The organism is Paraburkholderia susongensis (genome assembly GCF_900177725.1).
In the GTDB taxonomy this organism is placed as follows: domain Bacteria; phylum Pseudomonadota; class Gammaproteobacteria; order Burkholderiales; family Burkholderiaceae; genus Paraburkholderia; species Paraburkholderia susongensis.
On record NZ_FXAT01000001.1, the window covers coordinates 755,842 to 769,746 of the forward strand.

The window sequence follows — 13,905 nt, forward strand, 5'->3', positions numbered from 1 at the left end:
TGCATTCTTGATCGCAATGGGCTTGCGCCCAATCTTGGCCGCAAATCAAATATTTAACGGTTCTTTGCAGAATCACAGGAAAACGCGCGGCTCCAGTATCCTGAGTCCGCGATGCGGCGCTCGATTGACAGCAGGATGACCCACAGGAGGCAACATGAAGCCCACCCCCAACCCTGCGAAAAATACGCGCACCTGCTGAACGCACGCGGCCCCGTGCTCGACGCCGTGGTGCGCGGCAAAGTGCTCGACATGAAACCCGGTACACCAACTGACGCCGAGGCCAAGGCCCTTGCGAAACGGATTGTTGCGGCGAACGAATGGCGGTTCGGCAAGCAGTAAGGCCAGAGTGTGGGCCCGGCGCAAAGGCCCTGGGAACGCCCGCGCGCGGGCGTCCCTTTACGGCCCCCCCTCGGGGCTCTCTCAGGTCCTGGCTCGACATTCCTGCATCGCGGCGTGTTTTTCGTCCAGCCAGGAATTTGAAAAGTTGTCCGCACCGGAGCGACGATGGCCGAGCTAGTGAGTGCACGGGAGTTTGCGCGGCGTGCCGCCGTGGATGAACGGCAGGTGCGCCGCGTAATCGCTTGCGGGCTCCTCAATCGCAACACTGACGGCCTGCTCGATGTGCGCCAGCTACGCACACGCTGGCGCTCCCCAAATTCCCGTACACATGAGCGGGAGCCGTCACGCGCCATTCAATGGCAACCTCGCTGCGGTCCTGCTCGAAAAAGAACGTGCTCTCGCCGGATTGCACACGCTCGAACTCGGCGTGAAGTCGAGCCAGTTGATACCGTTTGAGCAGGCCGAGCGGGTGATGTTCGAACACGCGCGAGCAATGCGCGATGCGTGGCTGAACGGGCCCGCGCGAGTCGGGGCTACGATGGCGGCTGAACTCAATATTGATGTGGACCGGGTGACGCGTATGCTCGCCTGCCTCGCGCATCAGCACCTGAGTGAGATGGCAGCCCCCGTCTTGATGCCGGGTTATGATGCATGGCAATCAGGCGATGAGAGAAAATGGCTACACTGCCCGAAGATGCACCGGCCACCGAGCGGGACAAATCGCATCGCGGTAACGCGGGCCAATTTTTTGTCGCGGGCGAATTATGCCGAAGAGGCTATGCCGCAGTCGTGACGCTAGGCAACACGCCGAACACGGATATTCTGTGCAGCAACAGGGCGGGGACAAGGTTCGTCCACATTCAGGTGAAAACGTATGATCCGCGTAAGCCCACGTGCAGTGTAGGCGTGAAGGCAGAGCGTACATTTGGGCCAAACTTTTTCTGGGTTCTGGCGGGCATCCCGGGACCTGGCGCTGACGGAGATTTTCGTTATTTTGTTATCCCATCGGCAGAGATGGCGCAAAACGTGAGTGCGAAGCATCGACGCTGGCTCGCCACACCGGGCAAAGGCGGCATCGCCCATAAGGACAATCGCGTTCGCGCGGTCAGTATCCCGCCGTTCAGCCGGGACTACTTCTGGAGCGTGGACGGGTATGAAGACCGATGGGACCTGATAGACACGGCGATGACATGCGATCCGCCCATCGTTATTCTGCCAGCGGACGCCTCCAAGCCGACATAGCTAATTGATTGCGGCGATAGCTGCGATGCCCGCCAATCGGACGTAATATCAGTTCGAGAACATCGGCAAGCCTTCGGTTGCTCGCCATCAGCTGCCCGCCTCGCGCGGGCTTTTTTGTGCCCGCATTTCTGTCTCATCGATGGACGCAACCGCATTGAGGCCTGCAGGCGCACGAGCGCTCGAAAAAGACGCCAAGGCGAGAAATCATGAAGCCGAACGCACCGCGCAGGAAATCCGCGTGCGCGCTGAGATTCGCGCGGGCGAACTGCTCAAGGCGACGGCGAAGCAGGCGGCGGCGCGGGGGTACTGATAGCAATCGATATCAAAAGATGGACTTCCATAAAGGTAGTCCACCTCGACAAGTGACTGATCTCGGTCGATCATTGCTTGTTCGAGCGGGGCACGAGGCGTTGCTTAGCCGGTTTTCCGGCGCGGTTGAGTTCGACCTTGGGCTTCGGTTGTTGCTCGAACTCGCCCGGCGTGTACGTGAGGAGCGCTTTCGCCAGCATGCGTCCGCCAACGCGCCCGGAAGGCGCATCGAAGCGCAGCGCAATCTCCGCCAATCTTTCGCGGTCGGTATCGGCGAGCCATACAACGGTGGATGGGCAGAATCGTGACATGGCGGCCTCGCACACGTGATGGGCGACGCCGCGATTATCGCGCCGGGAATCAGGTGCGGAACGCGGGCCGGAAGGCATGGCGAAAAATTACTTACACCCGCACTTACACAGGTTTCAGAAAGCAAAAAGCCCGGTCATCGAAACCGGGCTAACTGCTTGATTTTACTGGTACGGCAGGAGGGGCTCGAACCCCCGACCCTCGGCTTAGAAGGCCGATGCTCTATCCAGCTGAGCTACTGCCGTATTGATCGATCTCTGCGTGAAACCCGCGCTCGCCTCGAGCTGTCAATTCCATGCAGACTGAAATTCTAACTGACCGGACAGAAGACCGCGAATTGCGCTCCGCGCGGCGCCGCATTTTCCGCCATCGTGCCCGGAATCGCCGGCCATCACACCGTACAAGAACCACTGGCCACCCGCGCCGGGCCCGGATTATAACCGATCGATCCAGGCACCACGGCGCGCGCCCTGCGCCATCAAACCGGCTGCGAATGCAGCATGAACCAGCCGAGGAACAGAATCCCCGCGATCACACAGTACACACCGAACGACGCGAGACGGCCGCGGCCTTCGAAGTAGCGCATCAGGAAGCGCACGCTCAGGTACGCGGCGATCGCGGTCAGCACGCCGCCGAGCACCGCGTCCGCGAGTTGGCCCGGCGCATGGAACAGCTTCGGCAATTCGAGCACACCGGCCGCGAAAATGATCGGCGTGCCGAGCAGGAACGAAAACTCGGCGGCTTTCTCGGCGCTCAGGCCGGCCGCATTGCCGGCGATCATCGTCAGGCCGCTGCGCGAGAAGCCAGGAATCAGCGCGCCGACCTGCGCGAGACCGACGAAGAATGCCTGGCGGAACGTCAACTTTTCCGGCGCCTGATGCGCGCGCGAGCGCTGCAGGCGATCGCCGAACCACAACAGCACGCCGTTGACGATCAGCGCGATCGCGACGATCCGCAGGTCGTGAAAAATCCGCTCGAGCCGCTTTTCCAGCAGCAGGCCGACGAGACCCGCCGGAATCGTGCCGATGATGAGCGCCCACATCATGTGGCCGTCGTCGTTGCGGCGGCCGCCGAGCGAGGCAAAAAAGCCGCGCACGAGCGAGTACCAGCGCTTGCGGAAGTACCACAGCAGCGCGAACGCGGTACCGAGATGGAGTGCGACCAGGAAGGGCAGCAACTGCGGCGCATGCTTGTCGATATGCATGCCGAACAGCGCGGGCACGAGCAGCGTGTGCCCAAGGCTACTCACCGGAAACAGTTCGGTGACGCCTTGCAGCACGCTCAGGAAAATTAGAAACGACAGGTTCACGCGGCGGTCCTTGTAAGGAAAGTGTCGGGGAACTGCGCGCCGCACAAATAGAAAGCCGGCGCGTCAAAGGCGCACCGATTATGCCTGGCTGCACACTCAGCGCCAAGCGGTTGGATCGCATTCTGGGAAATATTGACGCGCTGCGTCACAACTCGACACCGTTGTTACGTCGCGGCAAGGAAATGGGCTGCGCCGGATCGCAGCGCTACGCTGCGGGCGGCGAGTCAATCAGGCTCGATCGGCATCGGCGAGGAAGCGATAGGACCGATCTTGCGCGCAACTCGCACGGCGGATTCGAACCGGTTCGATCCGTCCGGCCTGTGCGCCGCTCGCGCCGGCGTGGGGTGGAACAGCCGCTGAATCAGCGTTCGAGCGAGTGGAAGAAATAATACGTGCTTGCCGCGAACATGCCGAACAAAGCTACGGCCATTGCCATTGCGAGATCCATGAGGCCTCCTGAGCCAATCGCGCCCGGGAGTCGGACTTACTGGGGGGCGATTCGGTAAATTATCGGTAAGGTTCGTGCTTTTCCGACACCCGCAATTTCCCGGGAAGGGTTTCCCCGTAGCGCAAAGCAGCGCAAAATCGCTGTTTCGTCACGCGCGACCCTCAACTTTTATTCAGCGACCCATTCACCATGCCTCTCTCCCCGGAACAGGACATTCTCGAGATCGACCAGGACACTGCCGTGCTCCGCTTTTCGCCGCAGGCCGGCGGCCGTCTGCTGTCGTGGACGATCGACGGCGAAGAGGTCATCCACTGGCCCGAGCACGCCGACTGGAGCGTACCCGCGCGGATTCGCGGCGGCAATCCGCTGCTCTTTCCGTTTCTCGGCCGGCATCGCGTCGATGGCAAGATCGGCTACTGGCGCGACGCGCAAGGCACGGTGCGCGAACTGCCGATGCACGGCTTCGCGCGCGACCTGCCGTTCGAGGCACACGCCGACGTGCATGGCGCGGGTCTGCGGATGGTCCTGACCGACAGCGAGGCGACCCGCGGCTTCTATCCGTTCGGCTTCCGTTTCGAGGCCGCCTACAGTCTCGCCGACGCGCGCACGCTCGACGTGACGCTCACCACCACCAATACCGGCGATGCGCGCCTGCCCTACTACGCCGGCCATCACTTCTACTTCACGCTGCCGCACACGCAGCGCGGCGCGACCACGATCGAGCTGCCGCCCACCGTGCGCCATCGCCAGCTCGAAGACGGCTCGATCAGCGCCGCCGAGCCGGGTGAGCCGCGCTACACGCTCGACGAAGAGCGCATCCACGATCGCTTCCATTGTCTGACCGGCACGCCCGATCAGCCGGTGCGGATCGTCGCGCCGGGCATCAACCGCATCATCACGATCGATCTGCAGCGGCCGGGTTCGGTGCCCTGGTACTGCGTGACGACGTGGACCGAAACGCCGCAGTCCGATTTCTACTGCGTCGAGCCGTGGCTCGGGCTGCCGGATGCGATCCACAACGGCATGGGGTTGCGCTGGCTCGAACCGGGTCAAACCGAAACGGCGGCACTGCGTATTCACGTCGAAAAGACGCGCTGAGGGGCGGCGTTTTGGGGCGGTGTGGAGCGATGCGGGACGGCGTGGGGCGATGCGGGACGGCGCGGGTTACGGCGCGCTTGGCGGTGTGGCTTTTGCCCTTGTTTTCGCGCTGGTTTTCGCCGCGATCCGTGTGCCGCTTTCGCGCCAGCCCGCCTACCGCTCACTGCACGGCACACCCCGCTGCATCGCGCCGGTCGAAGCCGCCTGCAACGCCACGCGACATCCCCCGCGCGCCCATTTGCGAGTGCTGCAACGCAAAACCGTTAAAATCAGACGCTTTGTCTCTCTCTGCCGCGTGATCGGGATCAGCGCGCGGCAGCGCTTTGCGAGGTCCAATGCTGGAAACAACAAGAATCAAACGACTCGGCTGCTCGTTATTGCTGGCACTGCTCGCCGCGTGCGGGTCGGCGCCGGTGGGACCGGGCTACTACCGGGTCGAACGGGGCGATACGCTGTCGAAGATCGCGCGCAGCAACCGGCAGTCGGTGCAGAGCATCGCACGCTGGAACAACCTGACCAACCCCGACAGCATCGAGGTCGGTCAGGTGCTGCGCGTTGCGCCGCCGGGTGGCGCGGCGTCGACGAGCGGCGCCGTACGCAGCAATGGCGGTAATGGCAGCGCGAGCGCGTCGGCCGCGCCGAGCCAGGCGCCCGCCAACAGCACGTCAGCGCCGCCCGCGTCGATCTCGCTCATGTGGCCCGCCGACGGCACGGTGATCCGCCGCTTCGACGGCGCCAATTCGAAGGGTATCGACATCGCGGCGGCCCCCGGCACGCCGGTCGTCGCCGCGGCGTCGGGCACCGTGGTGTACGCGGGCAATGGCCTGCGCGGTTACGGCAATCTGCTGATCCTCAAGCACAACGCCGACTACCTGACCGCTTACGCGCACAATCGCGTGTTGCTCGTGAAGGAAGGCGAATCGGTCGCGCGCGGCCAGAAAATCGCCGAAATGGGCGACACCGATACCGATCGCGTGATGCTGCACTTCGAGCTGCGCTATCAGGGCCGCTCGATCGATCCGTCGAAGGCGCTGCCGCCGCGCTAGGCGCACGGAAGCACGGCGTATCCGCGTCGATGCGCAGCGTCGCTGGCACGCGCGCGGCCAGGTGGGCGCGGGAACCCCGCGTGCTATAAACGTTCATTCGAGGCGGCCTGGCTTCTTGGGCCGCCGTTATTTGCAAGGAATCTGAAATGAAGAGCGCATTGGCATGCGTCGCGACGGCTGCGACGATCGGTCTTGGCCTGCTGACGCTCGGTAGCCTCGGCGGCTGCTCGAGCACGACCACGATGACCTACCTGCCGAGCGGCGACACTGGTTTCGCCATCAACTGCAGCGGCAGCGACGCGAGCACGACTTGGGCCGAATGCTACAAACGCGCGGGCGAGGTCTGCGGCAATTATGGTTACGACGTGGTGTCGAAGGACGTCGACAACGGCGCGACCTCGGGCGGCTCGGTCGGCGGCATTTTCGGCGCGAACGTGAAGAATCGATCGATGGTGGTGCGCTGCAAGCAGTAAGCGAAATCCCCTGCGAAAATCCCCGCGACTCCCAGCGAAAAAAAAGCCCGGCACGAAGCCGGGCTAACGGGGGTTCGGCGCATATCGGCAAAGGACCGGTTCACCATGCGCCAGAACGAAATCTAACAACCTGCATTTACAAGCGCAATCCATTAATTTTGCGGCCAATGTGACACGCCGTACCGATTCCGCAACCCGCGAATCGGATATGTCGCAACCAGACCGGCTAAATACGCCGCGCGATCCGATATAAGGCGAATCCAATCGCGCAAATGGAAATGCGCCGGCGCGCCGTCTGTCAACGGACCTGTCACGTCTGCGGAAATCGCCAGAAAAACACCTGAGGAAAGGATGTTGGCCGATTTTAACTAATGCATTCCGTGCAAAGCCGGCTTTTCCCCCGCCATATAAACTTGGTGCGCCAACGCACGTAACGAATCGATTAGTCCGCCAGATCGATTTGAATAAAATCTTCTTATTTATTCACAACAAGATTCGCGAATAGCGAAATATTAATCCGACGAATTCATCGGGAAATTGTAAAACCGCATTCAAACGATGTTTCAAATCCGGTTTAACAGGATGATAAAAGCCGGGTACACCCATGTGCTGTTCGTGCGCAGCGACTGCGTGTTCGTCACGCACGCCGTTGAATCTCGCAGTTGAATCCCGCCGTTGAATCCAATCTCATGAAGGTTCAGAATCCAGAAGCTAAAGGATCCGGAATGAAACCCGCGGGCCAAAACCCGCGGCCCGCAACCCGGTTCTGCAAGCAGACTCGACTACGGATCCCATTCCAATGGCTCCAGCAAGCTCGAGGAAAGCCCCGGCGAACCGGTGCGCGCACCGCGCCCGGCGGCCCGCGCCGATGGTTTATAGTAACGGCCCCGTCCGACCCCGCTTACGATGACTTCCAACGACGCCACCCACAGCCCCCTCTACGCCAAACTGCTCGGCGAAACCGCCAAGATCGGCTGGAGCGAACTCGAACGTTTCTTCGCGCGCGGCATGTTGCTGCGCGTCGCACGCGACCTCGATCTGGTGAGCGTCGCCGAAGCGATCGCCAGCGACGACACCGCGCAGGTCACGCAATGGCTCTCCGCCGGCCTCGTCGAGCGGGTGCAGTCGGAGACCGCCGCCGATTTCGCCGCGCGCGACCCCAACCTCTGGGCGGTGGTCGTGTCCCCGTGGGTCTGCGTGCAGGAGCGCCATTGAGCGAAGCCGCGCAGGGCGCCGACACGCTCGCGCCCGCCCTGCCGGTGCGCTGGCATCGGCGCGTGCTGACGCTCGCGTTTCCGATCGTCCTCGCCAATCTGACGCAGCCGATCCTCGGCGCGGTCGACACCGCCGTCGCCGGTCATCTCGACGGCGCGTCGTATCTCGGCGGCGTCGCGCTCGGCGGCCTCTTTTTCAACTTCGTGTTCTGGGGCTTCGGCTTCCTGCGCATGGGCACGACGGGTCTCGTCGCGCAGGCGCACGGCGCGGACAACCAGGACGAGCTGCGCTACACCGTCGTGCGCGCGCTGCTGATGGCGGGCGTGATCGGCGCGGCGGTGCTGCTGTTGCAACAACCGCTGATCGGCTACACGCTGCGCCTGATCGGCGGCAGCGACGCTGTGCAACAGCACGCGCAAATCTATTGCCACGCGCGCATCTGGGCCGCGCCGCTCGCGCTCGGCAACTACGTCGTGCTTGGCTGGCTGCTCGGCACACAACAAGTGCGGCTCGCGCTGCTGTCGCAGGTGTTCATCAACAGCGTGAACATCGTCGCCGTGCTGCTCTACGTGTACACGTTCCATGGAGGCGTGGCCGGCATCGGCGCGGCCACCGCCACCGCCGACGCGTTCGGCTTCGTGCTCGGCCTCGCGCTGCTATGGCACGGCAGACCACGCGGCCTGCCGAAGCTGAATCGCGCCGCCCTGTTCGATGCCGCTGCGCTCAAGCGGCTCGTCGTGCTCAATCGCGACATTTTCATGCGCACGCTGTGCCTGCTGTCGTCGTTCGGCTGGTTCGCGCACCTCGGAGCACGCCAAGGCGACGCGACGCTCGCCGCCAATGCGCTGCTGCTCAATTTCCAGACCTTCATGGCGTACGGACTCGACGGCTTCGCGCACGCGGCCGAGGCGCTCGTCGGCGCGGCGATCGGCGCGCGCGACCGCCATGCGTTCACCCAGGCGTTCAAGGTCACCGCGTTATGGTCGGCGATGGGTGCGGTGGGATTCGCGCTCGTCTACTGGGGCGCGGGCGCGTGGATCGTCGAACGGCTGACCGACCAGACTGCGGTGCGCGCCGCGGCCGAAACCTATCTGCCATGGGCGGCGCTTTCGCCGGTGATCTCGGTGTGGGGCTTTCTGCTCGACGGCGTGTTCATCGGTGCGACGCGCACGCGCGAGCTGATGCTGTCGATGGTGGTGTCGCTCGTGGTGTTCGTCGCGGCATCGTCGGCATTGCTCGCGCTGCATGGCAATCACGGCTTGTGGATCGCGCTGCTGATCTTCATGGCCGCGCGCGGCGTCACGCTGGCGCGTTATCTGCCGGGGGTCTCGCGAGGGATAGCGGCGGCGTAGTGTGGCGTACGCAGCCTGCGCATTCTAAGTGCCGTAGTCAGGCGTAGTGGCTCGGGGTGCATTGCAAAGAGCTTCGTGCGGACGGCATGGCGCAAGCGTAGGGCTCGCGTGCCTGCATATGCATGCCTGTGCTCGCGCGCAAGTGCGCTTTTTCACGAGAGACAGCGTGCGCGACATCACATCGGCTGATTCGCGCGCTCCGTCGTGCCGCGTATCTCTTTGTGTCGAATATCTCTTTATTGCGGCGCAAACCGTTGCCGGCCCGGGCGTGCGAGCAGAGCACGCGCTGTTTCGTCGGTTTTTCGTATGGCGACAGCCGGTTACGGCTTGAAACAAGCGCATACATATCGCATAACGTGCGCGTCTTAAAATGATTTCAGCCCGTGCTCTCCGCGCGAACAGTCAGCGCGGGTCAGAAGTGCCGGCGTGCCCGCGCCGGTGCTTCGCCTCCCCTCATAGCTGTCATTCCGGTCATTCCCCCACCCGTTCCACGCACTTCTTCATGCGCTGCCGGCAAACGCCCGGCCGCGCGCGATGCGGCTCGCTCACTGCGGCACGGACCCGGGGACCATCGAGGGCGGCCGATCGTCGGTGGGCACGCCGTGATAATCGGCGGGATCGTGCGGCGGCGGGCCGCCGTGGTGGCCGGACGGATTGTCGGCGCAGCCGGCAACACCGGCGCACAGCAGCAAGGCAATAGTCAGAACGCGGATCATCAGCAATCGTCTCCGGGGCAAAAGATAGGCGGACAGGCGTCCGCCGGCGCGCCGAGAGTCTACCCGCAAAGCGCGTTCGGCGCCGCCGCGGCGGGCGACCCCATCCGCCCATTTCGTGAGATTTCGCGCGGTGTGACCTACTATAAGCACATGGCCGCATGTTTCAGGAGACTGCCATGGACGCTGAATCGATCGCGGGTCTGATCGGGCTTGCAGTGGGTCTGCTCGTGCTGTTGGCGCTGTCGATTTTCGAATCGAGAACCTATCGGCGCGAACATGGTGGTGAGGGTATGCTGCACCACTGGACTCATCAGCATCTGCATATGCCGCACTGGAGGTGGCCGCGGCATTGATCGCGGTGCATCTGCAGGCATCCGTCGCCGGCCGACAGGCGGTGGATGAACCGCCTGTTGGCCGGCGACGGATGCTCGAATTCCGCTTCCGGTGAAGGATGCCGTGATCGGCAGTGTGATGACTGCGCGCGTCGGTTGCCGTACAGCGATGCGCGTGTGACATCGGGTCTTGCGCCTGTTATTCGCCTCGCGCTCACCCTGCGGTGAACGCGCGTTGATGCGCTGCGCCGTCTATGCTCGCGGCGTCATGAGCGCACGCGATCTGCGCGACGTTTTTCTTCCCGTTTTTCTTCTCTTGTCCACTCTGACGACGGCGCATCACCGCGTCGGTCTCCACGCGCATCGCAAGACGGCTTCATCAGGCGTGATCGCGTTGCTGTCGACAGGATCCATAGGCCAAGGGATTGACGCCATCATCCGGCTCCACCTATAATCTCTGGCTCGTCGGAGCGTAGCGCAGCCTGGTAGCGCATCTGATTTGGGATCAGAGGGTCGTAGGTTCGAATCCTATCGCTCCGACCAAGGGAATCAAGGGGTTACGAGAGTGTTCTCGTAACCCCTTTCTCGTTTATAGGTCCGTGTAGGCCAATACGATCTGCAGCATAAACAGCCGCGGGATGGCTCGCACCAGCGAGTCGTACAGTCCGCGCCGCAGTCATCGCAGCCCGCCGTTGGCAATTAATTTGCCGAAGCGGCAATAAAAGGTGGCTCCGTTGGCCTCGCCTGTGCAGACGGCGGCCTTCGGTTACAATACAACTCTCCCCTCTTCGCACGATACCGACAAGACACGCGTTGGTTTGTAGCGAATCCTCCTTTGACTGATCGCCCAGTAAGGCCGGCGAGAGCAGCGCCCGTTGGACTGCACACCCCGAGTCCCAACAGATTGGTATTGCGGGCCGCCGTGTCCGACCCCCGCCGCATCCGACCCAACTCCCTCGCGTACATGACTGATCGCCCGGGCAAGGGCAGTATCCATGACGTCCAGGACGCGGGGGCCGCCCACCAAAGCCCGTGCTTCCGACTTATCATGCGCGTGCGCAAATCGACGCTCGCGGCTTCCTTCTCAGCAGGGCATCGCACACCGATGTCCCTCGAATTAATCAGGATCCTTGAATGGCAAAAGAAGAATTGCTGGAACTCGACGGTATCGTCGACGAAGTGCTGCCGGACAGCCGCTACCGCGTCACGCTCGACAATGGCGTGGTGGTCGGCGCATATGCGTCTGGCCGCATACGCAAGAATCACATCCGCATCCTTGCGGGCGATCGGGTAACGCTGGAACTCTCGGTGTATGACCTGACGAAGGGCAGAATCAATTTTCGACACAAGGACGAGCGCAGCGGCGGCTCAGCGCCAAGACCGGCATTTCGCCGTCGTTGAAGCGGCAGTATGTGAAGGTCGGTTGCGGCCTCACTTTCGTCATGATGCTACGCGGATGCCCGTGTTCGACGCACGTCATCCGGTTCGCGTCCAAAGCGGGATTCAGAAAACTTTCGCTGTACAAATCCCGCAATGCGCGTAGCATGAAATCGCTGATTGACCCTCGCCCGTTCCCGGCGCCTCCCCGGCCGCCCTTTCCAACGGAATCGGGCCGCTCACTTTCATCGCAGGCCGAACAACGCGGCCAATCGTGTGGAGACTGAATCCGGTCGTTCACACTCCCTCTCTGTTCCGCTGCGTGGTGATGCGGCCTCGAAGGTTTCTCATGACAACTGGTTTCCGCCTCTACCGTGGACTGGAAGTTTATCCACTGGTCTATCCGCATCGTGCCACCGAGCCCGGAAGTGGGCATAACTACGATGAGGGGTTCGACGCTGCCGTGCGTATCCAGGAGCCGGGAAGCTCGGACGGAGTGCCGCGCAGCCGCGTATTCAGGCTTGCGTTGACCAAGCCCTTCCAGAGCGCCGGCGACGCGCGGCGTGCATCGACGGCATATGCGGAACACCTCATCGACACGTGCTCTCAGGACACGAACGTCCTCGATCTGGAGTTGTGATTCGCGCCCCGCTCCACGCCGGAACCCATCGGTGCACGTCTGTGGCAGGACACGCAGATAACATTGGAGTTTGATATGGACAGGACTGACCTGCTGAAGCGGATTCGACGCGACGGTCTCGGCATTGTCGACGGGTTTCTGCCGCTGGGGGCTCGTGCCGATCTGGAAGGCGTCATTCGCGACGGTCGTCACGAGGTCGATTCGGACGCCTATCTGATGTTCGTCTCAATTCGCGCACTGCTACGCAATGACGGCATGGCGAGCTGTGATTCGGATCGTGAGGCTGGCCAGATCATGGCCCTTCTGAATGCGTGACGTGGCCCTTCCCATCCACCCGACGCTCCGCACCGATCATAGCCATACGGCAGTTGGGCAAGGAAAAACAATGCACTTCAATTCGACGCGATTCATCATCGACCCGACGCCACGCAGGGCCGACGGCGAGTACATGGCCCATGCCCGCATCAGCACCAGCCGCGTGGACGGGAGCGAGTACGACATTCATCTAAGTGGTGATCTTGCGGGCTTCGACGTACGCGAGGACGCAATTGCCTATGCGAAAAACTGGGCGCAGGAGTGGTTGGGCTCGTGCTTTGGCTGAGGGGTCTTACAGTATCGAAGGGCGAGGACTGTGTGGACGGCGCTATGTGGACAGCGTCGAAACCGATGGGCGTAATTAGCCGCGCGTATCGATCCAGCCGCGCGCCCATTGGTCGGAATAACCAAGTGCGTCTTCTTCGCTGCTGAAATATCCGAGCGAGTAAAACTCGTAAAGCGCGGGTCCGGAACGGACATCGGACCGTGCGAGCGTCACGTTCGAGGAAAAGCAGCCGTCAGGCAGAGTGTGAGCAGACGGCCGGACCGCATAACCGCGGTATTGTCTGGTGGTAGAAATTTGCATGATTACCGATGAAATTAAAATGAATGCAGGACTCCTCTGTCCCGGAAAGGGGACATTGATTCGCGCTTATGCAAGAGCAAGTCGGGGATGAATGCAGACTGGGAAGCGCTCCGGGAACCGAAAAGTCGGCCGGTGCGCTCCTGCGGCGGGGCAGCGTCCGATGCTTGAGCAGCGGACGCCTGAATGAATTAAAGCGGCTTGATGTTCGATGCCTGAAGACCCTTCGGGCCTTGCTTCGTCTCGAAGCTGACCTTCTGGTTCTCAGCCAACGTTTTGAATCCGTCACCCGTGATTTCCGAAAAATGCGCAAACAGGTCTGCGCCGCCTGCGTCCGGAGTGATGAAACCAAAGCCCTTGCTGTCGTTGAACCACTTGACGATACCGGTATCCATAACGAATCCCTCAAAAAAATAAATTGATCATTCCCGCTCCACATGGAGACGGGGAAGCATTAAAGAGGGAGAAGGAGGACAACGAACCCCGCACAAATGGCGGACATGAGACGAGCACCAACTGAACTTCCTGAATACTTCAGTAAGCGACAATACGCGTAAAGCCCGACCGGGTCAACCTATTTCGCGATACCAAACGTAACAGCACGAATTGCACGGAATTCGCCGGTCATTGAGTGAGAAATGTCGCTACGCAGCGGGGCATCACGCGTATAGTGACCACGCGCAGACCGCTGTGCTCCACCCTCTTCGATTATTGGGAATTCGAACTATCTCCGATGCGATCGAGGGTCATCGTACGCACCACCAGAGCAGAATTGCGGCCCACGAAGCGCACCGATAAGGTC

The 13,905-nt window shown here is 62.0% G+C and carries 17 protein-coding genes and 2 tRNA genes; 13 read left to right on the top strand and 6 right to left on the bottom strand.

Annotated elements, in window-relative coordinates; all coding sequences use genetic code 11:
• Window positions 1–111: 111 nt before the first annotated feature.
• Together B9Z01_RS03425 and B9Z01_RS03430 are read left to right on the top strand one after the other, a co-directional pair.
• Window positions 112–339, top strand: coding sequence for a hypothetical protein (locus B9Z01_RS03425; RefSeq protein WP_085480829.1), 228 nt, complete (start codon window positions 112–114; stop codon window positions 337–339).
• Window positions 340–667: 328 nt separating this feature from the next.
• Window positions 668–1,132: a hypothetical protein gene (locus tag B9Z01_RS03430; protein WP_085480830.1), complete on the top strand. Its 465-nt coding sequence runs from the start codon at window positions 668–670 to the stop codon at window positions 1,130–1,132.
• An 829-nt stretch (window positions 1,133–1,961) separates the two neighbouring features.
• On the opposite strand, the gene B9Z01_RS03440 is transcribed toward B9Z01_RS03430, so the two are convergent.
• The 3 genes from B9Z01_RS03440 to B9Z01_RS03450 form a co-directional block, all read right to left on the bottom strand.
• Window positions 1,962–2,201: a hypothetical protein gene (locus B9Z01_RS03440; protein ID WP_143808807.1), complete on the bottom strand. Its 240-nt coding sequence runs from the start codon at window positions 2,199–2,201 to the stop codon at window positions 1,962–1,964.
• 166 nt (window positions 2,202–2,367) lie between these two features.
• A tRNA-Arg gene (locus B9Z01_RS03445) sits at window positions 2,368–2,444 on the bottom strand.
• Between the two features lie 233 nt (window positions 2,445–2,677).
• Window positions 2,678–3,508: an undecaprenyl-diphosphate phosphatase gene (locus B9Z01_RS03450; RefSeq protein WP_085480833.1), complete on the bottom strand. Its 831-nt coding sequence runs from the start codon at window positions 3,506–3,508 to the stop codon at window positions 2,678–2,680.
• A gap of 637 nt (window positions 3,509–4,145) precedes the next feature.
• Here B9Z01_RS03450 and B9Z01_RS03455 point away from each other — a divergent pair.
• From B9Z01_RS03455 to B9Z01_RS03475, 5 genes are all read left to right on the top strand, one after another.
• Window positions 4,146–5,054 (top strand): aldose epimerase family protein, encoded by a 909-nt coding sequence (locus B9Z01_RS03455; RefSeq protein ID WP_085480834.1) that lies wholly within the window; start codon window positions 4,146–4,148, stop codon window positions 5,052–5,054.
• Between the two features lie 335 nt (window positions 5,055–5,389).
• Window positions 5,390–6,100 carry a peptidoglycan DD-metalloendopeptidase family protein gene (locus B9Z01_RS03460; RefSeq protein ID WP_085480835.1) on the top strand — a complete coding sequence of 237 codons (711 nt, stop codon included), beginning with the start codon at window positions 5,390–5,392 and terminating at the stop codon, window positions 6,098–6,100.
• 146 nt (window positions 6,101–6,246) lie between these two features.
• Window positions 6,247–6,573 carry a hypothetical protein gene (locus tag B9Z01_RS03465; RefSeq protein ID WP_085480836.1) on the top strand — a complete coding sequence of 109 codons (327 nt, stop codon included), beginning with the start codon at window positions 6,247–6,249 and terminating at the stop codon, window positions 6,571–6,573.
• 906 nt (window positions 6,574–7,479) lie between these two features.
• Window positions 7,480–7,788: a DUF2288 domain-containing protein gene (locus B9Z01_RS03470; RefSeq protein ID WP_085480837.1), complete on the top strand. Its 309-nt coding sequence runs from the start codon at window positions 7,480–7,482 to the stop codon at window positions 7,786–7,788.
• Complete coding sequence (locus B9Z01_RS03475; RefSeq protein ID WP_085480838.1) at window positions 7,785–9,140, top strand: MATE family efflux transporter; 1,356 nt, start codon at window positions 7,785–7,787, stop codon at window positions 9,138–9,140. The genes B9Z01_RS03470 and B9Z01_RS03475 overlap by 4 nt, the downstream gene beginning before the upstream one ends.
• Window positions 9,141–9,685: 545 nt before the next feature.
• Here B9Z01_RS03475 and B9Z01_RS35410 read toward each other — a convergent pair.
• On the bottom strand, window positions 9,686–9,856 hold the full coding sequence (locus B9Z01_RS35410; protein ID WP_167387423.1) for a hypothetical protein: 171 nt from the start codon (window positions 9,854–9,856) through the stop codon (window positions 9,686–9,688).
• Window positions 9,857–10,032: 176 nt separating this feature from the next.
• Here B9Z01_RS35410 and B9Z01_RS35415 point away from each other — a divergent pair, with 176 nt between their 5' ends.
• The 6 genes from B9Z01_RS35415 to B9Z01_RS03500 all read left to right on the top strand — a co-directional run bounded on the left by B9Z01_RS35415 (window position 10,033) and on the right by B9Z01_RS03500 (window position 12,806).
• Window positions 10,033–10,209, top strand: coding sequence for a hypothetical protein (locus B9Z01_RS35415; RefSeq protein ID WP_167387424.1), 177 nt, complete (start codon window positions 10,033–10,035; stop codon window positions 10,207–10,209).
• A gap of 445 nt (window positions 10,210–10,654) precedes the next feature.
• Window positions 10,655–10,731, top strand: a tRNA-Pro gene (locus tag B9Z01_RS03480).
• A 591-nt stretch (window positions 10,732–11,322) separates the two neighbouring features.
• Window positions 11,323–11,589 (top strand): translation initiation factor IF-1, encoded by a 267-nt coding sequence (infA, locus tag B9Z01_RS03485; RefSeq protein WP_085480839.1) that lies wholly within the window; start codon window positions 11,323–11,325, stop codon window positions 11,587–11,589.
• Between the two features lie 325 nt (window positions 11,590–11,914).
• Window positions 11,915–12,205 (top strand): hypothetical protein, encoded by a 291-nt coding sequence (locus tag B9Z01_RS03490; RefSeq protein WP_085480840.1) that lies wholly within the window; start codon window positions 11,915–11,917, stop codon window positions 12,203–12,205.
• Between the two features lie 75 nt (window positions 12,206–12,280).
• Window positions 12,281–12,520: a hypothetical protein gene (locus B9Z01_RS03495; protein ID WP_085480841.1), complete on the top strand. Its 240-nt coding sequence runs from the start codon at window positions 12,281–12,283 to the stop codon at window positions 12,518–12,520.
• Window positions 12,521–12,590: 70 nt separating this feature from the next.
• A complete protein-coding gene (locus tag B9Z01_RS03500; RefSeq protein ID WP_085480842.1) occupies window positions 12,591–12,806 on the top strand; it encodes a hypothetical protein in 216 nt (71 codons plus the stop codon).
• Between the two features lie 75 nt (window positions 12,807–12,881).
• On the opposite strand, the gene B9Z01_RS36045 is transcribed toward B9Z01_RS03500, so the two are convergent.
• Both B9Z01_RS36045 and B9Z01_RS03510 read right to left on the bottom strand, forming a co-directional pair.
• Window positions 12,882–13,106 (bottom strand): hypothetical protein, encoded by a 225-nt coding sequence (locus tag B9Z01_RS36045; RefSeq protein ID WP_085480843.1) that lies wholly within the window; start codon window positions 13,104–13,106, stop codon window positions 12,882–12,884.
• Between the two features lie 188 nt (window positions 13,107–13,294).
• Window positions 13,295–13,498, bottom strand: a complete 204-nt coding sequence (locus B9Z01_RS03510; protein ID WP_085480844.1) for a cold-shock protein — start codon at window positions 13,496–13,498, stop codon at window positions 13,295–13,297.
• Window positions 13,499–13,905: the final 407 nt, after the last annotated feature.

Coding starts and splice junctions, on each gene's coding strand:
- B9Z01_RS03425 (WP_085480829.1), top strand. CDS start 112: ATGCGGCGCTCGATTGACAGCAGGATGACCCACAGGAGGCAACATGAA.
- B9Z01_RS03440 (WP_143808807.1), bottom strand. CDS start 2,201: ATGTCACGATTCTGCCCATCCACCGTTGTATGGCTCGCCGATACCGAC.
- B9Z01_RS03490 (WP_085480840.1), top strand. CDS start 11,915: ATGACAACTGGTTTCCGCCTCTACCGTGGACTGGAAGTTTATCCACTG.
- B9Z01_RS03500 (WP_085480842.1), top strand. CDS start 12,591: ATGCACTTCAATTCGACGCGATTCATCATCGACCCGACGCCACGCAGG.
- B9Z01_RS03510 (WP_085480844.1), bottom strand. CDS start 13,498: ATGGATACCGGTATCGTCAAGTGGTTCAACGACAGCAAGGGCTTTGGT.
- B9Z01_RS03470 (WP_085480837.1), top strand. CDS start 7,480: ATGACTTCCAACGACGCCACCCACAGCCCCCTCTACGCCAAACTGCTC.
- B9Z01_RS03460 (WP_085480835.1), top strand. CDS start 5,390: ATGCTGGAAACAACAAGAATCAAACGACTCGGCTGCTCGTTATTGCTG.
- B9Z01_RS35415 (WP_167387424.1), top strand. CDS start 10,033: ATGGACGCTGAATCGATCGCGGGTCTGATCGGGCTTGCAGTGGGTCTG.
- B9Z01_RS35410 (WP_167387423.1), bottom strand. CDS start 9,856: ATGATCCGCGTTCTGACTATTGCCTTGCTGCTGTGCGCCGGTGTTGCC.
- B9Z01_RS03465 (WP_085480836.1), top strand. CDS start 6,247: ATGAAGAGCGCATTGGCATGCGTCGCGACGGCTGCGACGATCGGTCTT.
- B9Z01_RS03455 (WP_085480834.1), top strand. CDS start 4,146: ATGCCTCTCTCCCCGGAACAGGACATTCTCGAGATCGACCAGGACACT.
- B9Z01_RS03430 (WP_085480830.1), top strand. CDS start 668: ATGAGCGGGAGCCGTCACGCGCCATTCAATGGCAACCTCGCTGCGGTC.
- B9Z01_RS03495 (WP_085480841.1), top strand. CDS start 12,281: ATGGACAGGACTGACCTGCTGAAGCGGATTCGACGCGACGGTCTCGGC.
- B9Z01_RS36045 (WP_085480843.1), bottom strand. CDS start 13,106: ATGCAAATTTCTACCACCAGACAATACCGCGGTTATGCGGTCCGGCCG.
- infA (WP_085480839.1), top strand. CDS start 11,323: ATGGCAAAAGAAGAATTGCTGGAACTCGACGGTATCGTCGACGAAGTG.